Origin of the sequence: Vibrio coralliirubri, assembly GCF_024347375.1 — a bacterium.
GTDB classification, from domain to species: Bacteria; Pseudomonadota; Gammaproteobacteria; order Enterobacterales; family Vibrionaceae; genus Vibrio; species Vibrio coralliirubri.
Genome location: NZ_AP025470.1, coordinates 34,344 through 54,088, shown reverse-complemented (window position 1 = coordinate 54,088; position 19,745 = coordinate 34,344). Strand labels below are relative to the sequence as shown.

The 19,745-nt window shown below is 46.3% G+C and carries 18 protein-coding genes; 9 read left to right on the top strand and 9 right to left on the bottom strand.

Going from position 1 to position 19,745, the window contains the following annotated elements:
* The first annotated feature begins 74 nt into the window (after positions 1–74).
* The 3 genes from OCV20_RS00245 (at position 75) to tpx (ending at position 3,866) form a co-directional block, all read left to right on the top strand.
* Entirely contained in the window at positions 75–737 is a 663-nt protein-coding gene (locus OCV20_RS00245) for a LysE family translocator (protein WP_017072452.1), read from the top strand.
* Between the two features lie 91 nt (positions 738–828).
* The gene (ggt, locus tag OCV20_RS00240; RefSeq protein ID WP_086773566.1) at positions 829–2,586 is read left to right on the top strand and encodes a gamma-glutamyltransferase; all 1,758 of its coding nucleotides are present in this window, start codon (positions 829–831) and stop codon (positions 2,584–2,586) included.
* Between the two features lie 782 nt (positions 2,587–3,368).
* A complete protein-coding gene (tpx, locus tag OCV20_RS00235) occupies positions 3,369–3,866 on the top strand; it encodes a thiol peroxidase (protein WP_048613238.1) in 498 nt (165 codons plus the stop codon).
* Between the two features lie 170 nt (positions 3,867–4,036).
* Here tpx and uvrD read toward each other — a convergent pair whose 3' ends face one another.
* Positions 4,037–6,211, bottom strand: a complete 2,175-nt coding sequence (gene uvrD / locus OCV20_RS00230) for a DNA helicase II (protein ID WP_086773565.1) — start codon at positions 6,209–6,211, stop codon at positions 4,037–4,039.
* 264 nt (positions 6,212–6,475) lie between these two features.
* Here uvrD and OCV20_RS00225 point away from each other — a divergent pair, with 264 nt between their 5' ends.
* The 4 genes from OCV20_RS00225 to OCV20_RS00210 all read left to right on the top strand — a co-directional run bounded on the left by OCV20_RS00225 (position 6,476) and on the right by OCV20_RS00210 (position 8,885).
* Positions 6,476–6,736: a BufA1 family periplasmic bufferin-type metallophore gene (locus OCV20_RS00225; protein WP_004736650.1), complete on the top strand. Its 261-nt coding sequence runs from the start codon at positions 6,476–6,478 to the stop codon at positions 6,734–6,736.
* A 64-nt stretch (positions 6,737–6,800) separates the two neighbouring features.
* Positions 6,801–7,661, top strand: a complete 861-nt coding sequence (gene bufB, locus OCV20_RS00220) for an MNIO family bufferin maturase (RefSeq protein WP_086773564.1) — start codon at positions 6,801–6,803, stop codon at positions 7,659–7,661.
* Positions 7,658–8,425, top strand: a complete 768-nt coding sequence (locus tag OCV20_RS00215) for an HvfC/BufC N-terminal domain-containing protein (protein WP_086773563.1) — start codon at positions 7,658–7,660, stop codon at positions 8,423–8,425. Before bufB ends, OCV20_RS00215 begins: the two co-directional genes overlap by 4 nt.
* A 1-nt stretch (position 8,426) precedes the next feature.
* A complete protein-coding gene (locus tag OCV20_RS00210) occupies positions 8,427–8,885 on the top strand; it encodes a DoxX family protein (protein WP_009848182.1) in 459 nt (152 codons plus the stop codon).
* An 85-nt stretch (positions 8,886–8,970) separates the two neighbouring features.
* On the opposite strand, the gene tsrA is transcribed toward OCV20_RS00210, so the two are convergent.
* Complete coding sequence (gene tsrA, locus OCV20_RS00205; protein WP_009848181.1) at positions 8,971–9,252, bottom strand: H-NS-like global regulator TsrA; 282 nt, start codon at positions 9,250–9,252, stop codon at positions 8,971–8,973.
* Positions 9,253–9,354: 102 nt separating this feature from the next.
* The gene (locus OCV20_RS00200) at positions 9,355–10,554 is read right to left on the bottom strand and encodes a multidrug effflux MFS transporter (protein ID WP_041473010.1); all 1,200 of its coding nucleotides are present in this window, start codon (positions 10,552–10,554) and stop codon (positions 9,355–9,357) included.
* 101 nt (positions 10,555–10,655) lie between these two features.
* On the opposite strand from OCV20_RS00200, the gene OCV20_RS00195 reads away from it, so the two are divergent.
* Together OCV20_RS00195 and OCV20_RS00190 are read left to right on the top strand one after the other, a co-directional pair.
* Positions 10,656–11,597, top strand: coding sequence for a LysR family transcriptional regulator (locus OCV20_RS00195; RefSeq protein WP_012605070.1), 942 nt, complete (start codon positions 10,656–10,658; stop codon positions 11,595–11,597).
* Between the two features lie 122 nt (positions 11,598–11,719).
* Positions 11,720–13,510 (top strand): aminopeptidase P family protein, encoded by a 1,791-nt coding sequence (locus OCV20_RS00190; RefSeq protein ID WP_086773562.1) that lies wholly within the window; start codon positions 11,720–11,722, stop codon positions 13,508–13,510.
* A 114-nt stretch (positions 13,511–13,624) separates the two neighbouring features.
* Here the strand turns inward: OCV20_RS00190 and thiH are convergent, their stop codons facing one another.
* Genes thiH through thiC form a run of 6 tightly spaced genes read right to left on the bottom strand, consistent with a single transcriptional unit; the run spans position 13,625 to position 19,731 of the window.
* Positions 13,625–14,737, bottom strand: a complete 1,113-nt coding sequence (thiH, locus tag OCV20_RS00185; RefSeq protein ID WP_017061318.1) for a 2-iminoacetate synthase ThiH — start codon at positions 14,735–14,737, stop codon at positions 13,625–13,627.
* Between the two features lie 7 nt (positions 14,738–14,744).
* Complete coding sequence (locus OCV20_RS00180; RefSeq protein WP_086773561.1) at positions 14,745–15,509, bottom strand: thiazole synthase; 765 nt, start codon at positions 15,507–15,509, stop codon at positions 14,745–14,747.
* A gap of 2 nt (positions 15,510–15,511) precedes the next feature.
* Complete coding sequence (thiS, locus tag OCV20_RS00175; RefSeq protein WP_048610390.1) at positions 15,512–15,721, bottom strand: sulfur carrier protein ThiS; 210 nt, start codon at positions 15,719–15,721, stop codon at positions 15,512–15,514.
* Positions 15,718–16,500 (bottom strand): HesA/MoeB/ThiF family protein, encoded by a 783-nt coding sequence (locus tag OCV20_RS00170; RefSeq protein WP_086773560.1) that lies wholly within the window; start codon positions 16,498–16,500, stop codon positions 15,718–15,720. Before OCV20_RS00170 ends, thiS begins: the two co-directional genes overlap by 4 nt.
* The gene (locus OCV20_RS00165; RefSeq protein ID WP_086773559.1) at positions 16,490–17,782 is read right to left on the bottom strand and encodes a thiamine phosphate synthase; all 1,293 of its coding nucleotides are present in this window, start codon (positions 17,780–17,782) and stop codon (positions 16,490–16,492) included. The genes OCV20_RS00170 and OCV20_RS00165 overlap by 11 nt, the downstream gene beginning before the upstream one ends.
* A complete protein-coding gene (thiC, locus tag OCV20_RS00160) occupies positions 17,782–19,731 on the bottom strand; it encodes a phosphomethylpyrimidine synthase ThiC (protein ID WP_086773558.1) in 1,950 nt (649 codons plus the stop codon). Before thiC ends, OCV20_RS00165 begins: the two co-directional genes overlap by 1 nt.
* Positions 19,732–19,745: the final 14 nt, after the last annotated feature.

The window sequence follows — 19,745 nt, the reverse complement described above, 5'->3', positions numbered from 1 at the left end:
GATTTCAAATCGCGGTAAGCTACGCTCAATACGATTACTTATTTAAAATAGCGGCAACGTTATTGAGAACTGACATGAACGAAGTCACCATACTGATCACCCTCGCCTCTATCCATTTCATCGCTTTGATGAGCCCCGGCCCAGACTTTGCGTTAGTCGTGCAAAATGCGACACGCCACGGCAGACAAACAGGCTTGTATATTGCGCTTGGTTTATCTTGCGGGATCTTGCTGCACTCATTGCTGAGCCTGACGGGAATCAGTTACCTAGTCCACCAGCAACCAACCCTATTTGCCATTATCCAATTGGCTGGCGGTAGCTACTTGCTGTACTTAGGCTACGGTGCCCTTAAAGCAACCTGGCAAATCATTCAGAACCACGACGATGACGACGATACCGTCAATGCCAAAGATCTTATTTTGACCAACAAACGTCAGGCATTTTCGAAAGGGTTTGCGACCAATATTCTCAACCCTAAGGCTTTGGTGTTCTTTATCAGCTTGATGTCTAGCTTAGTGCCTGCCGACATGTCTCTGTCGGGTAAAGGCTTTGCGCTTATCATCCTGTTCGGTCTGTCTCTGTTTTGGTTTTCACTACTGGCGTGGATGCTTTCGACTAAGGCTCTACAGAAGAAACTTAGCGAAGCAACGGTATACATCGATGGCTTATGTGGCGTGGTATTCAGCCTGATTGGCGTGAGTATTCTTTGGCAGTCGCTGTCCGGTTTAATCGCTTAAATTCGAATCAAGATTACAATTCGTTAACAACGCACTGGCTATCTAATCTTTCCACTGCCAATCTAGCTCTGCATATTAAAAGGAGAAGATCATGCAGTGGAAAACAAAACTAACAACCCTCGCCACTTCTACCCTACTTTTTGCCTCTCACGTCAGTTGGGCAAATCAAGCTGCCGATTCCGTCGCACCCGAACAAAGTAGTGGTTTAGAAACCAAACAACTCGTTAAAGCCAATGATTGGATGGTCACCGCAGCCAACCCTCTTGCAACACAAGCCGGTGCTGATGTACTTGCTCGTGGTGGTAACGCAATTGACGCCATGGTTGCCGTGCAGCTTATGCTTGGCTTAGTGGAACCTCAGTCATCAGGTATTGGTGGCGGCGCGTTCCTTGTCTATTTTGATGGCAAGGACAAGCAACTCAAAACCTACGATGGCCGTGAAACTGCGCCGCTTGATGCCACACCACGTCTATTCCAAGACGAAAACGGACAACCGCTTAAATTCTATGATGCCGTGGTTGGCGGTCGTTCAGTTGCCACGCCAGGCACCGTGCAACTGTTATGGGATACACACCAGAAATACGGCAAGCTAGAGTGGGCATCACTGATTAAACCTATCGCTCAGTTGGCTGAGGAAGGTTTCACCATCAGTCCACGTTTAGCCACCTTGATTGAGAATGACCAAGAGAGACTGAGCCGATTTGCGACAACTAAAGCCTACTTCTTCAATGCCGATGGCAGCCCGAAAGCCGCTGGCACGCAGCTTAAGAACCCTGAATACGCGGCAACGTTAAACGCTATCTCGAAGGATGGTGCTAAAGCCTTCTACCAAGGTGAGATCTCTGCCGACATCATTAATACTGTGCAAACAGCGAAAGGTAATCCTGGCGTATTGGCGCAGAAAGATTTCGACGCTTATTCGTTAAAGCAGCGCGAACCGGTTTGTTCTGCTTATGAGAGCTACGATATTTGTGGAATGGGGCCACCAAGCTCTGGTGCGTTAACGGTTGGGCAAATCCTAGCAATGACCGAGCAGTTTGATCTTAAATCATGGGGGCCAAACGACGCGAAATCTTGGCAGGTGTTAGCAGACGCTTCTCGCCTAGCCTTTGCAGACCGTGGTATGTACATGGCGGATCAAGATTATGTGCCAATGCCTACCCAAGGGTTAGTGAACACTGACTATTTGCAAGAACGTGCTCAGTTAATTACCGCAGGTAAGGCATTAGACAGCGCACCTTCAGGCACACCACCGTGGGATCACGCAATGCAGAGAAGCCAAGATGTTTCTATTGAGTTGCCGTCCACCAGCCACTTCAACATTGTCGATAGTGATGGCAATGTCGTATCGATGACCACCACCATTGAGAACGCATTTGGCTCACGCTTGATGGTAAGAGGCTTCCTACTCAATAACGAACTAACCGACTTCTCATTCAAGACTCATAACGATGGCAAACCTATCGCGAACCGACTCGAGCCGGGTAAGCGCCCACGTTCTTCAATGGCACCGACCATCATCATGCAAGACGATAAGCCTTACATGGCGATTGGCTCTCCGGGCGGCAGTCGTATCATAGGTTATGTGGCGCAAGCGATCATTGCCCATACCCAATGGGACATGGATATTCAGCAAGCGATCAACCAACCACACTTCCTAAACCGCTTCGGTACCTTAGATTTGGAAAAAGGAACATCAGCGGAAAACTTCAAACCTGAGCTAGAAAAGATGGGATTTGAGGTCAACGTTCGCGATCTTAACTCTGGTTTACACGCGATTCGCATCACAAAAGATGGTTTAGAAGGCGCTGCAGACCCTCGTCGTGAAGGTGCAGCCATTGGTCAGTAGGGAATAATCCTCCCTTTTTACTCGCTGCCTTGTGCGAGATCTCTCACAAGGCAGTGAGTAAATATCGATATTTGATGACGAAATTAGTCACCCCTACAACATAACCAATTGAAATTAAACGATACGTACATTTATCATTCAAATAATTATATAGAAATTCGCTTATGCACCATTGCTGATAAATAAGGAATCGGTAATATGAATGGTGTCGGAAGGATGCTGACACGGAACAGGAAACGCCAAGGACTTGGTTATCTTCAGGATGAAGATTCGATTACTCAGGATGAATAATCGGCATGGATAGCGAAATGGACATTGAATGGACGCAATAGTAACTAGGATGGTTGCTACTAAGGAAAGACAATGGACACCTCTGGACGAGGAAAGGACTGAACATCAGGATGATGTAAAGGACACCGCTCAAGGAACAAGTGACGCGCGCTAACGAGGATTGTTGGCAGATCAGGATAAGATCAAGGACACCGCTAGGAAGGCGACGAAAGGAATACGCTGAAGGATAACAGCACACTATCATGGATTTGATGCATGGAGCACACTTAGTAGCCGGATTGCTGCGAGTAAGACTATAGACCCCGATGAGCGCAAGCTCTCGGGGTTTTTCTTTATCTGCCGTTTCATTTATTCCCTTGTCAGCAAATAAATCAAAGACCTTTGATTACAATTCTGACATTTAAAGCATTCACTTCTTAACCACTTCAGAGTAACGTAAGTCGAACTAGGCTCAACTAGTTTCATAACCATAATTAAACTAAGGACAATTCATGTCACACGTTACCTTCAAAGGCGCTGCTGTACCACTAACAGGCACATTCCCACAAACTGGCGAACAAGCACCAAGCTTTGCACTTGCTGCAGGCGATCTTTCTGAACTGACTCTTGCTTCTCTTGAAGGCAAGAAAGTGGTTCTAAACATCTTCCCAAGCATCGACACAGCAACTTGTGCAACGAGCGTGCGTACGTTCAACGCAAAAGCGGCTGAGCTTGAAAACACGGTTGTGGTTTGTATTTCTGCTGACCTACCGTTTGCTGCGGGTCGCTTCTGCGAATTAGAAGGTATTGAAGGCGTTCAACACGCTTCAACTTTCCGTTCTCCTGCGTTCGCATCAGACTACGGCGTAGCGATTGCTGAAGGCCCACTGTCTGGTCTAACTACACGTGCAGTTGTGGTTGTTGATGAAAAAGGTGTGGTAACACACAGCGAGTTGGTTGCAGAGATCACTGAAGAACCAAACTACGAAGCTGCACTTGCAGCACTGTAAGTCTTCTTCCTAGGCAGAAATGCCTTAAGCTCGATTCAACCTATTTAGACTGGTTCCGAGCAATAAAAAGAGCAGCCATTGGCTGCTCTTTCTGTTTTTAATGCGGATTACTTTTAAATGCTGAACGGTTTTTAAAAACCAAACAGTTTTCTAAATGCTGAAGTAGCGGATTACAACTGTTCTAAACGAGCGTAAGCCGTCACTAACCACTTGATGCCTTCACCGTTAAACGCGACTTGAACTCGGCTTTGCGGGCCACTTCCCTCGAAGTTGATGATGGTACCTTCACCAAACTTAGGGTGCTTAACGCGCGAGCCCAAGCTAAAGCCCGTTTCGTTGAAATTCTCTTTCACGGCGGTTTGGCTAAAGCGACCGCTGCTTGCAGGGCGACTCACTTGCGCTTTCATACGCACTTCATCCAGACATGTCTCTGGTAGTTCACGAATAAAGCGAGATGGTTTGTGGTACTTATCCTGGCCATATAATCGACGCATCTCTGCGTAGGTGATGTAAAGCTTCTCCATCGCACGAGTCATGCCTACATAGCACAGACGACGCTCTTCTTCCAAGCGCCCTGCTTCTTCAGCAGACATCTGACTTGGGAACATGCCTTCTTCGACACCCACCATAAATACCATTGGGAATTCTAGGCCTTTGGCACTGTGCAGAGTCATGAGCTGAACCGCGTCATCAAACTCATCAGCTTGACCTTCACCCGCCTCTAACGCTGCATGAGTCAAGAAAGCAGTAAGCATGCTCATCTCATCCGCTTCTTCTGGCTTTTCAAATTGACGCGTTGCCGTTACCAATTCTTCCAAGTTCTCAATACGCGCCTTCGACTTCTCACCCTTCTCTTGCTCGTACATCGCAAACAGACCCGACGATTTAATCACGTGGTCGGTTTGTTCATGCAGGCTAAGTTCTAGCGTGTCATCTTCAAGCGCATTAATTAGCTCGATAAAACGACTTAATGCACCCGCAGCACGACCGGGTAGCACTCGCTCTTCGATCAAAGCAACACTGGCTTCCCACATGGTTGCACCACGATCACGCGCTGCAAGACGAATCGTTTCTAACGTTTTATCACCCAAGCCACGCGTTGGCGTATTAACCACACGTTCAAACGCCGCATCATTACTGCGGTTGCTCATTAAGCGCATGTAGCTCAAGGCGTCTCTGATTTCTTGACGTTCGAAGAATCGCATACCGCCGTATATTCGGTAAGGTAGACCACCTTGAATCAAAGCTTCTTCAAGAACACGCGATTGGGCGTTATTACGATACAGCATCGCGGTATCTTCTAACGCACCGCCTTTCTCTTGCCACTCTTTGATTTTGCTAACCGTGAAACGCGCTTCATCTAGCTCGTTATAAGCCGAGTACACAGAGATTGGCTCGCCATCGTTGCCATCAGTCCACAGCTCTTTACCCATACGTTCGGTGTTGTTCGAGATAAGCTCGTTCGACGCCTGCAGAATGGTTTTGGTTGAACGGTAGTTTTGTTCAAGTCGAACCGTCGAAGCACCAGGGAATTCATCCAAGAACTTCTGAATATTTTCGATCTTCGCACCACGCCAGCCATAGATAGATTGGTCATCATCGCCTACGATCATTACGCGACAATCTGGGCCTGCCATCATACGCAGCCAAGCATATTGGATGTTGTTGGTATCTTGGAATTCGTCGACAAGGATATGCTTAAAGCGAGCTTGGTAGTGCTCTCGGATGTGTTTCTTATCGCGTAATAGTTCATGCGATCTCAGCAAGATTTCCGCAAAGTCGACCAAACCAGCACGGTCACATGCTTCTTGGTAAGCAGAATAGATCTTTAACCACGTTTGAGTTATTGGATCATGGTAGGCGTCAATGTGACTTGGGCGTAATCCCTCGTCTTTCTTACCATTGATCCACCAAGAAGCTTGCTTGGCAGGCCACTGCTTTTCATCAAGGTTTTGCGCCTTGATTAAGCGACGTAACAAACGAATCTGATCATCAGAATCTATGATCTGGAAATCTTCCGGCAGCTTTGCATCTAGGTAGTGAGCACGAAGGATTCGGTGACAAATACCGTGGAAGGTGCCGTTCCACATGCCTGACGAACTACCCATCATCAACTCTTCAATACGACCACGCATTTCTGCTGCCGCTTTGTTGGTGAAGGTAACCGACATAATAGAGAACGGTGATGCTTGCTCTACACTTTGCAGCCAAGCGATACGATGCACCAACACTCGCGTTTTACCACTGCCTGCACCTGCCAGAATAAGTAGGTTTTCTAAAGGTGCCGCGACCGCCTCACGTTGTTTATCGTTTAGGCCGTCGAGTAAAAGCGAAGGATCTATCATTGGATATGCTCACTACTGGGTATTTATACATAAAAGTTGATTATAACCTAAACACTAGGCTGCGTTTAGGATAATAAGAAGAAAAAACAATCAAAAATTAACATCACAAATTCAACAACTTAAAATATAAAACATCATTAATATTGATATTTTTTATAATGCCGTGAAATTATTTCCCGGTTGTTCCTATCCTTTTTAGTAAGCAAGTTAACAATCCATTAACCTGCGATATCAAAATACTATTAAGTCCTAGAGGGAATGACTATGAAAAATTCTAATCTTGCTGTTACAGCTGCAATCACAAGTGTACTAGCGTTCGGCGGTGCAGTTCTTACATCAGCACCTGCGGAAGCAGCAGCAAAAGAAAAATGCTACGGCGTGGCAAAAGCTGGCCAAAATGATTGTGCAACCAAAACAAGCTCATGTGCGGGTACAGCAAAAGAAGACAACCAATCCGATGCATTCGTAGTCGTACCTAAAGGGCTATGTGGCAAATTATCAGGTGGTAACACTCAATCATCATAATTGAGCTGCTTAGTATGGTGAGCTGACACTCAGCTCACCTCCACTTCTTATTAGGAGAATCGTTGTGACTGAAACTCTTCACCCCAACACAGGGGTTGGCCTTAGAACACCGCACTTGGACTTCTTTAGCCAAAATCCAGCCTTAGTAAGTTGGTTAGAAGTTCACAGCGAGAACTACTTCTTAGCTCAATCACCGCAACGCCAACAACTCAGAGAAATTCGTCACGCACACAACATCAGTTGTCACGGTGTTGGGTTGTCGCTAGGTTCTGTTGAGCGCATCAATCAACATCATCTTGTGCAATTAAAAGAGCTCATTGATGATATCGAACCCTTCTTGGTTTCTGATCATCTCAGCTGGAGCCAGACAGGTGGTCATTACTTCAATGACTTGTTACCGCTGCCTTATACCGAAGAAGCGCTAGAGGTCTTTTGTCGCAATGTCATCGAGGTGCAAGACAGCCTGCAACGCCCTATGCTGATTGAGAACCCATCGAGCTACCTTGCCTTCAAGCATTCTACTATTCCTGAGTGGGAATTTTTGGCTGAGGTACAGAAGCGCACTGATTGCCGACTGTTACTCGATTTCAATAATATTTTCGTCTCATCGTTTAATCATGGCTTCAGCTGTGAAGAGTATCTCAGTGGAATACCGGCAGACAAAGTGGAAGAGATTCACTTGGCAGGTTTCACGAAGAAGAAACTCGAGCAAGGTGAGATCTGGATAGACACCCATAGCAAGCCTGTCTGTGACGAAGTGTGGCAACTCTACACTGACTGGATAGCACAACATGGTTCGCGCCATACCTTGATTGAGTGGGATCTAGATATCCCACAGCCACAAGTTTTACTGGCTGAAGCAACCAAAGCCAGTGACATCTTGTATCAACACGACAAGTTCATTCAAAGGAGTCGCGCATCATGAGCCACTCCCTAGCAGATGTTCAATCAGAGTTTGCGAACGCCCTACGCTACCAAAACAGTGGTGAGCATTGCGACATAGTGAGCGACCATTTTACTGATGAGCAACGAATCCAGATTTACCGTAATAACTTTGTGATCAGCTTAAGCGAAGTACTCGCTGCAACCTACCCACTCACTGAAATGCTGGTTGGTGAAGAGTGCTTCCAACAGATGGCTCGTCAACATGTCTTAAGTTATCCATCAACCTCTGGTGATGTCAGTGGTTACGGTGAACACTTTGAACAAACCATACAAGCCTTTCCTGCCGTTATTGAGGCTGCACCTTACCTTTGCGAAGTGGCTATGTATGAATGGAAAAAAGATAACTTGGTGAGATGCGTTTCAGAATCAAAAGCCGACCAACGTCCTCTGGCTGGTTTAGCTGATGTGCCACCAGAGCAACAAGGCGCTTTAGTCTTTCATCTCAAAGATTCAATAACGCTCATTAATTCTAACTATACGATTATCGCACTTGAACACGCTATCTATCAGCAACAACTCGATGGGTTAGACATCAACCAACCTGAATTTGGGGTGTTAATACGAGCGGAAAATTCTCAGATTGAGAATCATCAGTTGAGTGAAGAATGCCATCAATTACTTCGCGAATTTCAATCAGGCCAAATGCTCGCAGCGATAGACCCTTCATTACTACAACATCTGAATGCTGTCATGGCGCTTAACGTCATCTCAGGCTTTTCAATCAATGCCGAATTGGAGACATAATATGGATAACAACACAGTCACAAACATGATGGCTCAATACGACAGTTTGATTGAGAAATCACAGGCACTCTTTGTTCCGGTACTACTACTATTTTGTCGCCTATGGGTGGCGTGGGTATTCTTTAATTCTGGCCTGACCAAGATAGCGACTTGGGATAGCACCCTTTACTTGTTTGAGTTGGAATACCAAGTACCACTGCTACCTTGGGAGTTAGCCGCCTACATGGGCACCGCAGCTGAATTGATTCTGCCGGTATTCTTAGCGCTTGGTCTATTAACACGACCTATGGCAGCGGTTCTGTTCGTTTTCAATATCATTGCGGTTGTGTCTTACCCAGTGTTATGGGCGCAAGGCTTCTATGATCATCAGTTGTGGGGATTAATGATTCTTATCGTTGTCGTATGGGGCGCAGGGCCATTCTCACTTGATCGAATTTTGAAAGCACAGTTTAGAGGTTAGAACGAACTTTCATTCGCACTAAATTGATATACCCCAAAACGCAAAAAACCACTCAATTGAGTGGTTTCTTTTTAACTGGGATAAACTACTTATTCAGAAAAGCTTGTAGCTCTTCAGCAGAGATACCTTGCTCGGCTAGCTCTTTTGCTAGTAGCTGAACCTGCTCACCCTTACGAGACTCTACCACACGCTGAAATTGGTAAATGATGTCTCGCAAAGTATCGATTGGAACTTGTTTTGCCGCACTGCGAATACGCTCTTCACTTTGGTTGCCTAGCTCTTTAAGCAATTTACCAAACATGACCTTTTCAGGTGCATCTTCCATTTGTTCTAAGACGCGCGCCATTTCGTAGGTTGTTAATGACATTACAGTATTTTCCGTTGGGGACTAACGTTTCAATGAGTGACAAATATACCATGTTTTAACGTTTCGCAAACCGCCATTTGTATATTTTGTCACCCTTGAGACTTACGCCTTAGCAAACGTCGTGTGCCACGACTTGCCTGCTTTGCTCGCAAGCACTAACAACGCTGGAACAATAAGGAACATTTGCAGCGCAATCATCACTTGAGACGTTAAATCAAGGCGTTGCATGGTACCAACAAGCAGCCCTGAGCCGCTCATTTGGAACAAGCCAAGCAGTGCAGCAGCTGTGCCCGCACGGTCACCGAAAGGTTCAAGAGCCTTACCAGCAGCAGCACCGAGAATCCAAGCAAAACCTACTGAAGACAAGAAGATTGGCAGCATGAATGCAATTGGGCTAGCGTGTTCTGCAAGCACTAACATAATCACGCCCGCTAAACCTAGCGTTGAGATACCAACGACCAGTGCTTTATAGGTACCAAAACGGTCCATAAATTTAGGTGCAGTAAACGCAGCTGCAATGTTGATGGCTGCATTAACACCAAACCAGAAAGTAAACTCTTTCATGGTCAGGCCTAGATTCTCCATCAACACAACCGGTGCAGAGGTTACATAAGCGAGGATGACCGCCATCGCCATCAGACACAAGGTTGCGTGGAAAAGGAATGATGGTGTTTTCAATACTGACCAGTATCGCTCAAGCTTGAACACCGCAACCTTTTCTGTCGCAGGGTTAGACTCTTTCATTTGGAAAAATAAGATAGTGCCAACAACGACTGCGAAGCCTGCCATAAAGCTAAAGTTCGAACGCCAACCAAATTGATGAGTTAACCAAGCGCCAAGAATGGGTGCCAAAGCAGGAATAAAACAGATTGCACCATTAAGGTAGCTGATCATACGGCCACTCTTCTCTGGGCCAAATAGATCGCGAACCGTTGCAAAGGCTGCTACAGAAGTCGCACAAGCTCCTAAGCCTTGTAGCAGCCGAGCCATTAGCATCATATCAATCGATTGAGCTGCCCACGCCAAGCAAGCACTCAATGCATAGATACTAACACCTCCCAATGCAACGGTTCGACGTCCTAACTTATCAGCCAAAGGGCCAGCAAATAATTGCCCGACACCCATAGCGAATAAAAACCAGGTAATCGTATCTTGTGCTAGTGCATGTTCCACGTGAAACGCTGTTGAAATTTGTGGCAGAGCTGGAAGATAAATATCTATAGCCAAAGGGCTAAATAGAACCAGCATTGCCAATAAAGCAACCTGCAGTTTACTAGGGGTTGGAAGCGCGTTAGAAGGCACAAGATTCTCCGAATGAGTTAATTTAGGTGCATAATAACCAACTAAAGATATGAACAAAAATGGCATATACTCATTAGCATTATTCCAAATAGGAAACTCACATGAATATTGAGAAACTATCACGCCTCGACTTAAACCTACTGGTTTGCTTACAGGTGCTGATGGAGGAGCTAAGCGTCACGCGCACCGCACATCGATTGTGCCTGAGCCAGTCGGCAGTGAGTAAATCGCTAGCCAAGCTTCGTGAACAATTTAATGATCCCCTTTTCACGCGAAGTGCACATGGCTTAAGACCAACACCAAAAGCCGTATTCCTTAAGCCTCGCTTAGAAACGTTGATCAACCAACTTGATGTGCTTACCCAGCCGGAAACTTTTATTCCCAACAACAGCGACCACAGCTTTCACATCGCTGCCGTTGAGAGTGTTTACCCCCTGATTCTTCCGCACTTCTTACCAGCAATATTTCGACAAGCGCCTAAGGTCAATATCAACACCCACGCGTGGACCGAACAAACCTTTAAGAAACTACAGCTTGGCGAATTAGATATTGGACTCACAGGCAAAGACATCGACATTAACGATGCACGTTTGACCATGCTGCCGCCAGACGACATCTGTGAGCAAGAGATCTATCGTGATGCACAAATGTGTGTGTTAAGACGCAACCACCCTGCTCTAAGTGGTAAATGGGATCTAGAAACCTACCTCGCCCAGCGCCATGTACAAGTGAGATGTGATGGTAACGACCGTTGGCTGCTCGATTACAAACTTGCCGACCTTGGCCACCAACGTGATATCGCGATTTCTGTTCCAGACTTTAATAGCGCCGCTAGCCTGTGTACCTACACCGATTTTGTCTTTACCGCACCAAGCCACTTTACTTACCTTGTCGCCAAACAACTCGACTTAGTGGTTGTGCCTTTACCAATGGAATTCCCGCCGATGGCATACACTCTGTTTTGGCACCGTGATAGAGAAAATGACCCAGCGCTAACTTGGTTGCGAGATATCATCAAAGAAAAAACTCTGCATCTTAGATAAAAATGGCGTACAGCGTTTGCAGCAAACGAACAAAAGCGCTAGCTTATTGACCTAATAAGTCCCCTCATATGTATATCTACTGTGAGTGTTAACAAGGACCCTAACAATAAGGATAAACACAGATGCACAATATCACTGCTGAACGCGTTGCTGCGGTTCGAGCTTGGCTTGAAACAAGCAAACTAGATGCCGTTATCATTCCACACGAAGACGAATATCTAGGTGAATACGTTCCAGCTCATAACGAGCGACTTCACTGGTTAACAGGTTTCACTGGCTCTGCTGGTGCTGCAGTTATCACTCGTGAGAACGCTGCTATTTTTGTTGATGGTCGCTACACGGTTCAGGTTCGTAAGCAGGTACCAGCAGAGTTATTTGAGTATCGCCACCTTATTGAAGAGCCGGCTTTAGATTGGATCATCAGCTCTCTAGCACAAGGCAGCAAGGTTGCATTCGACCCACGCATGCACACTGCTGCTTGGTTGAAAGGCGCTCAAGCTAAACTGGCAGAGAAAGTTGAACTAACAACGCTATCTTCGAATCCAATTGATGAGCTTTGGTCTGATCGTCCTGAGCCTGTGGTATCTGATGTTCGCCTAATGGAAACAGATGCAGTAGGCCAATCAAGTGAAAGCAAACGTGCGGAGATTGCTGGCTTACTAAAAGCCAAAGGTGCTGATGCCGCTATCCTTACGGAACTCGATTCGATCTGTTGGCTGCTTAACATCCGTGGTTTGGACGTATCTCGCCTACCTGTTGTGTTATCCAATGCGATCATTCACGCAGATGAAAGCGTAGATTTCTTCCTAGACCCTGCTCGTATTCCTACTGGCTTTGAAGCACACGTTGGCAATGGTATTCGTGTGTCTCACCCATCAGAGCTTGAAGCACGCCTTCAATCTTTGGAAGGCAAAAATGTATCTGTCGATTCAGGTACCAGTAACGCTTGGTACACGCTGGTTCTACAAAACTCTGGTGCTCATATCATTGAAGCAGCAGACCCATGCCTAATGCCAAAAGCAGCAAAGAATGAAACTGAAATTGCCGGCATGAAAGCGTGTCATATTCGTGATGGTGTTGCGATGGCGAAGTTCCTATCTTGGATTGATGCAGAAGTCGCGCAAGGTAATCTGCTCAATGAAGCTGTGCTAGCAGACAAAGTTCAATCATTCCGCGAACAAGACCCAACGCTGATGGACCTAAGTTTTGACACAATTTCAGCAGCAGGCGGCAACGCAGCAATGTGTCACTACAACCACGAGAACCAACCTGAACCAGGTCAGTTAGAGATGAATACTCTTTACCTAGTCGATTCAGGTGGTCAGTACCTAGACGGCACAACCGACATCACTCGTACTATCGCAATTGGCCAGCCAAGCGCCGAAATGATCCAGCAGTTCACGTTAGCGCTTAAAGGTCACATCGGCATTGCACGTGCACGTTTCCCACAGGGTACTCGTGGTTTCCAACTTGATATCCTAGCTCGACAGCATTTATGGGCAGAGGGCTTCGACTACGACCACGGTACTGGTCACGGTGTTGGTCATTTCCTAAGTGTTCATGAAGGTCCGCAAAGCATCTCTAAGAAGCTAATCGACGTACCTCTTGTTGAAGGCATGGTGTTATCAAACGAGCCGGGTTACTACCGTGCAGATGAATTTGGTATCCGTATCGAAAACCTAGAACTGGTGGTTGAGCTGCCAACTCAAGGTGACTTCTCAGTACTAACGTTTGAATCACTAACACGCTGCCCTATCGATAAGCGCAACATCAACGTCGATTTACTGACACGACCTGAACTTGCATGGCTTAATGATTACCACCAGAAAGTATGGAACGATGTTAGCCCATTAGTTGAAGGTGATACATTGGAATGGTTACGCCAATCAACCACTCCACTTGCTCATGCTTAATGCTTAGCTAATCCAAACTTAATGAAACGAAAAACGGCTACCTTAGGGTAGCCGTTTTTATTTGTCGATTTAACTTCGTCGATGTTTCACGTGGAACATCAATCTATGTGTTCGCTAACCAGAGTAAGCACTGTGCCAGTCTCGCCACACAGGATCAAAACCACGTTGACGAATCATTGACTCAACATCGGCAGCACTTCGCTCATCACTTATTTCAAATTGCTCGAGTTCTTCTTCGTCAGAAGCATAACCACCGGGTTGGGTTTTAGACGCAGCCGACATACTGGTGATTCCCAATGGCAACACATTGTCGCGGAAAGCTGCAGACTCACGAGTCGAAAGAGACAATTCAACCTCAGGGTTTAATAAGCGATAAGCACAGATAAGTTGAACCAACTGTTTATCACTCATAATCGATTTAGGCTGCAAACCACCCTCACACGGACGAAGACGTGGGAATGAAATCGAGTAACGTGTTTGCCAATACGTGCGCTCAAGATAGTCTAAGTGAGCGGCCACGAAGAAGCAGTCGGTACGCCAATCTTCCAAGCCAATCAAAGCGCCAATGCCTATCTTATCAATACCCGCTTTTGCCAAACGATCGGGCGTTTCAAGCCGGTATTCAAAATCCATTTTATTGCCACGCAAGTGGTGTTCCGCGTAGGTACTTGGACTATAGGTTTCCTGGTAAACCATCACCGCATCTAAGCCGAGAGTTTTAAGCTCTGCGTAGTCATCTTGATCAAGCGGCTGCACTTCCATCGCAAGATAGTTAAATTGAGCCTTAATATTCGGTAGCACTTCACGGAAGTACTTCATCCCGACCTTGGTTTCATGTTCACCAGTCACCAACAGTACACTATCAAACTTCATCTTTTTGATAGCGGCACTTTCAGCATCGATTTCATCCAAAGTAAGTGTGCGACGCTTAATGCGGTTCTCCATTGAGAAACCACAATACGTGCACGCATTCGCACATAAGTTTGAGAGGTACAATGGAATATACAACGACATTGTATTGCCGAATCGCTTGCGTGTTAGTGCCAACGATTGTTGCGCCATCTGCTCTAAGTAAGGTTCTGCTGCCGGAGAGATAAGAGCCTTAAAGTCTTCCAAGTCGCGTTTAGGTTTACTCAGAGCGCGCTCAACATCCGCTGCCGTTTTACTGAAGATAGACATACCAATGTCATCCCAGTTGAGCTGTTTAAATCGATCAACAAACGTCATAGGGACACTACTCGTCTAGAAATGAAGTTAGCGGACTAGAAGCAACCGCGTGAGACACCTGACCAGCGAGACCAGAAAGGTAAGCCATACGGCCAGCTTCAACTGCCAGTTTAAAAGCAATCGCCATATCAACGGGTTGTTGAGAAGCCGCAATCGCAGTATTAACTAACACGGCATCCGCGCCCATTTCCATTGCACGAGCAGCATGAGATGGCGCACCAATACCGGCGTCAACAATCACAGGGACATTCGCTTGGTCGATAATGATCTCTAAGAAGTCTGCCGAAGCGATACCTTTATTCGACCCAATCGGCGCACCTAGCGGCATAACCGCAGCACAACCCACCTCTTCTAAACGTTTACACAACACTGGGTCAGCATGGCAGTAAGGCAACACAACAAAGCCATCTTTAACCAGTTGCTCAGCCGCTTTTAATGTCTCAATTGGGTCTGGCATCAAGTACTTTGGATCTGGGTGAATTTCCAGTTTGAGCCAGTTTGTGCCTAGCGCTTCGCGAGCCAAATGTGCAGCAAAGATGGCATCCTTCGCGTTCTTTGCACCGGAGGTATTTGGTAACAAGTTAACGCCAGCATTAATGATAGGCTGCAAAATATCATCTTGCTCAGAGCGAATATCAACCCTCTTCAACGCCATGGTTGCAAGTTGAGCACCGGAAGCTTCAATAGCACTCGCCATCAAGTGCTTGTTCGCGAACTTACCCGTTCCAGTGAAGAGTCGAGATTGAAACGTTTTATCTGCGATAGTTAACATGGTTAGCCTCCTGCAATGGCTTGGAAAAGAGAAATAGCATCGCCTTCATTGACGACTGTTTGTTGCCACTGACTACGCGGGACAACCGCATTGTTGATAGCAAAGACACAACCCAGATCGGGCAGTGAAAGCGCTTGGATGATATCCGCTAGAGACGACGATTGTGCAACCTGTTCTGGTTGCTCATTGATAGAGATCGTTATGTTGCTCATTGGGCTTCTTCTTCTAAATAGTTAACTGTAGATGTGCAGCAAACGGGGCATTCACTATCTTGAGTGACACTTAAGTTTTGCCAGTTCATCGTCTGACCATCAAACAGTTTGAGCTGATGTGTTGCAACTTGGAACTCACCAGTGCTAAGGCGTTGAATAGCAGCCAGTGCTTGGAGGTTACCTATAGTGCCAACAACTGGGCCGATGATTCCGCTGTCGCTACAACGTGTCGTTTGTGGATGATGACTGAACGGGAACAAACAGTGATAGCACCCTTTCTGCTTCTGATAATCAAAGACAATAAACTGACCTTTCCAGCCGATCGCAGAACCAGAAATCAAAGGCGTACTACTGCCGAAACATGCTTGGTTAACCTGTTGGCGTGACTCAAAGTTGTCAGTACAATCCAACACCAAATCAGCGAGCATCACCTCAAGCTCAAGTTGGCTTTGAGTCATTCGCTTATTGATGGTTCTTACTTGGCTTCGACCATTAAGCTCACTCAACTGTTGCTTCAGGGCTTCAACCTTAGGTGAACCTAACTGACTTTCCTTGAACGCTACCTGTCGTTGCAGGTTAGACGAATCCACACAGTCATCATCTACCAATACGATTTTCCCGATACCGGAAGCCACAAGATAGAGAGCTGCTGCATTTCCTAAGCCACCACAACCAATAACCAACACATGGCTATCTAATAGATTGCGTTGCCCTTGCTCACCCACTTCAGGGAGTGCGATTTGTCGTTGATAACGAATGAATTCGAAATCACTCAGCATGACTTAGCTCCCGAGTTACCTTTTTAACAGCACTTGTAGAACTGTCAGCCATTAATGCTTCGAAGAACTCAATCACTTGTTTTGGGTCTTCGGCTAACGTAATCGCACGTACAACAGCAAGGCTCGATACCCCACAACTCCACACCTGTGCAGCCGACGACTGGTCAATTCCACCAATCGCAACCGTCGGATAGCCGGTGAGTTCTTCTGTGTATGGGATAGTATCAATCAGCTGCTGATAGAGAGATAAACGCACAAGCCCTTGAGGCTTTGATGGCATCTGCTTAGTGGTGGTTGGGAATATATGCCCAAGCGCAATATAGCTTGGGTTGATTTGCACAATACGTAGCAACTCGTAATAGCCATGTGTCGAGAGACCGATCTTAATACCAGCTTGGCTCAGTTGAGATAGGTTGGATTCTTCGATGTCCTCTTGACCCAAATGAACACCAAAAGCATCATGCTTAAGTGCTAATTGCCAATAGTCATTGATAAAAACCTGAGCGTTGTGCTCTCTACCGAGTTCGATAGATCGTTCGATTTGTTGTTCTAAACCTTCTTGCTGCGGGTTCTTAATACGCAGTTGAACTGTCTTGATTCCAAGCTTGAGCAGCCTTTCGATCCACTCAACATCATCAACCACTGGGTATAGTCCTAGGCTACTCTTACTCAGTTCAGGGAACGAAAGTGAGGTTCCTTGATGCGCCCAACCAACACTAATATCCAGTCGTTCATCTTCCAGAATGGGAATAGGAAAGTTTTGGTAGCTTGCTGGCCATGTTCCACGTGAAACATTAGATGCGGCGCGAGCTAAAACCAGTGCATCTTCTAATGGGAACTCCAACGCCAACAAAGTAACTAACCAAGCAAAGTGGCCACGACTATCTAACTCCTGATGAGCTGGAGTTTCACTCTTGATAGCACGATTAGCATCTAGCTGTGACCAGAGATCCAATACAGCTGAGTCATCTAAGACACCGATATAGATGGTATTCGGAGTTTGTGCCAAGGCATCGCGGACACCAGCTAGCGCCACTGAATGACTGTAATCAACGATATGATCAAGCTCACTTGAGCGACACTCCGCCAATGAATCAACATCATGAGCAAAACCAATAGATAACGCTTGCTGAGCATCAACGATAGAGAAGCATTGAGTTGGGCTTACACCCAACTCAACTGCATCGGTTGCCAAGCCTTGTCGCTTAGCAACCAGTAGACAGCTTTGCACCTCTCCCGTTAACTCAATGTTTTGAGATGGGATAAGAATTTTCACTGTCATTATTCCTCTAATTGAGCTTCTTTTGCACCCACTGCAGGATGATAAAGTTCAGAGCCAGTATCACGGAATTCTTGGGATTTCTGACGCATCCCTTCCAACGGGTTATCTAGCATCTTAATCTCGATAGCCTGATCAGCTGCCACTTGTTCAGTGTCTTTCGCGTACTCTCGAACTTCTTGAGAGATCTTCATTGAGCAGAATTTAGGGCCACACATTGAGCAGAAGTGAGCAACCTTGCCCGACTCTTGCGGCAAGGTTTCATCATGGAAAGAACGCGCAGTTTCCGGATCAAGAGCTAGGTTAAATTGGTCTTCCCAACGGAATTCAAAACGTGCCTTTGATAAAGCGTTATCTCGGATTTGTGCACCCGGATGTCCTTTAGCCAAGTCTGCTGCGTGTGCAGCCAGCTTGTAAGTAATCAGGCCAGTCTTCACATCTTCTTTGTTTGGTAAGCCTAGATGCTCTTTAGGGGTTACATAACAGAGCATCGCACAGCCGTACCAACCAATCATGGCCGCGCCAATTCCAGAGGTAATGTGGTCATAACCAGGGGCAATATCGGTAGTCAATGGACCTAATGTATAGAACGGTGCTTCATGACAGTGCTCTAACTGCTCATCCATGTTCTCTTTAATTAGGTGCATTGGTACATGTCCAGGGCCTTCAATGATCACCTGCACGTCGTATTCCCAAGCAACTTTAGTCAACTCACCCAAAGTACGTAATTCGGAGAATTGAGCTTCATCATTCGCATCAGCAATCGAACCCGGACGTAGACCGTCACCCAATGACAGAGCGACATCGTACTTCGCACAGATCTCACAGATCTCACGGAAATGGGTATAAAGGAAGCTTTCTTGGTGATGAGCAAGACACCATTTCGCGATGATAGAGCCGCCACGAGAGACAATACCAGTCACACGTTTAGCGGTCATAGGAACGTAGCGAAGCAATAAGCCTGCGTGGATAGTAAAGTAATCAACACCCTGCTCTGCTTGTTCAATCAAGGTATCGCGCATCACTTCCCAGTTAAGGTCTTCCGCAACGCCATTCACTTTTTCAAGCGCTTGATACATAGGAACCGTACCAATTGGTACTGGGCTATTACGTAGTATCCATTCGCGAGTCTCGTGAATATTACGACCGGTAGAAAGGTCCATCACGGTATCTCCACCCCAACGAGTCGACCATACTAGCTTCTCAACTTCTTCTTCAATCGAAGAGCTCACTGAAGAGTTACCGATATTAGCGTTCACTTTCACTAAGAAGTTTCGGCCAATAATCATCGGCTCGGATTCAGGGTGGTTAATGTTCGACGGAATGATAGCTCGGCCTTCAGCGACTTCTTTACGCACGAACTCAGGGGTGATTTCTTTCGGCAGGTTTGCGCCAAAGTTATGGCCAGGGTGTTGGTGGTTCAGCTGCTCATCAGCAAACTTCTGACGTCCCATGTTCTCACGTATCGCAATGTACTCCATCTCAGGAGTAATAATCCCCTTACGAGCATAGTGCAGCTGAGTAACACATTGATCGCCAGTCGCGCGACGAATTCTAGGCAGATTACCGTAACGAAGGTCGTCTAGAGTTTCATCTTCTAAACGCTCTTTGGTGTATACAGAACTTACATCGCCTAACAGTTCCGTATCAGCACGCTCTTCAATCCATTGCTCTCGTAACTTAGGAAGGCCACTGTAAAGGTCAATTTCGTGCGTAGGGTCAGTATAAACACCAGAGGTGTCGTATACATGAATTGGCGCATTAGGTTCGAATACAGGCTCTTTTTTGGTACCACCAACAAGGCTATCTGCTAGTGATATTTCTCGTACAGGGACTTGAATGTCCTCGCGAGATCCTTGGATGTAAGCTTTTTTTGAATTTGGATAAGGTTGTACGGATAAAGAATCAATGAAATTCTTCGCTTCCAGTCTTGCTTGTTTACGACTCGACATAGCATTTTTCCTTG

What these genes read in the sequence shown, in the direction of transcription:
- OCV20_RS00245 (WP_017072452.1), top strand. Translation starts at nt 75, where the DNA reads ATGAACGAAGTCACCATACTGATCACCCTCGCCTCTATCCATTTCATC.
- ggt (WP_086773566.1), top strand. Translation starts at nt 829, where the DNA reads ATGCAGTGGAAAACAAAACTAACAACCCTCGCCACTTCTACCCTACTT.
- tpx (WP_048613238.1), top strand. Translation starts at nt 3,369, where the DNA reads ATGTCACACGTTACCTTCAAAGGCGCTGCTGTACCACTAACAGGCACA.
- uvrD (WP_086773565.1), bottom strand. Translation starts at nt 6,211, where the DNA reads ATGATAGATCCTTCGCTTTTACTCGACGGCCTAAACGATAAACAACGT.
- OCV20_RS00225 (WP_004736650.1), top strand. Translation starts at nt 6,476, where the DNA reads ATGAAAAATTCTAATCTTGCTGTTACAGCTGCAATCACAAGTGTACTA.
- OCV20_RS00215 (WP_086773563.1), top strand. Translation starts at nt 7,658, where the DNA reads ATGAGCCACTCCCTAGCAGATGTTCAATCAGAGTTTGCGAACGCCCTA.
- OCV20_RS00210 (WP_009848182.1), top strand. Translation starts at nt 8,427, where the DNA reads ATGGATAACAACACAGTCACAAACATGATGGCTCAATACGACAGTTTG.
- tsrA (WP_009848181.1), bottom strand. Translation starts at nt 9,252, where the DNA reads ATGTCATTAACAACCTACGAAATGGCGCGCGTCTTAGAACAAATGGAA.
- OCV20_RS00195 (WP_012605070.1), top strand. Translation starts at nt 10,656, where the DNA reads ATGAATATTGAGAAACTATCACGCCTCGACTTAAACCTACTGGTTTGC.
- OCV20_RS00190 (WP_086773562.1), top strand. Translation starts at nt 11,720, where the DNA reads ATGCACAATATCACTGCTGAACGCGTTGCTGCGGTTCGAGCTTGGCTT.
- thiH (WP_017061318.1), bottom strand. Translation starts at nt 14,737, where the DNA reads ATGACGTTTGTTGATCGATTTAAACAGCTCAACTGGGATGACATTGGT.
- OCV20_RS00180 (WP_086773561.1), bottom strand. Translation starts at nt 15,509, where the DNA reads ATGTTAACTATCGCAGATAAAACGTTTCAATCTCGACTCTTCACTGGA.
- thiS (WP_048610390.1), bottom strand. Translation starts at nt 15,721, where the DNA reads ATGAGCAACATAACGATCTCTATCAATGAGCAACCAGAACAGGTTGCA.
- OCV20_RS00170 (WP_086773560.1), bottom strand. Translation starts at nt 16,500, where the DNA reads ATGCTGAGTGATTTCGAATTCATTCGTTATCAACGACAAATCGCACTC.
- OCV20_RS00165 (WP_086773559.1), bottom strand. Translation starts at nt 17,782, where the DNA reads ATGACAGTGAAAATTCTTATCCCATCTCAAAACATTGAGTTAACGGGA.
- thiC (WP_086773558.1), bottom strand. Translation starts at nt 19,731, where the DNA reads ATGTCGAGTCGTAAACAAGCAAGACTGGAAGCGAAGAATTTCATTGAT.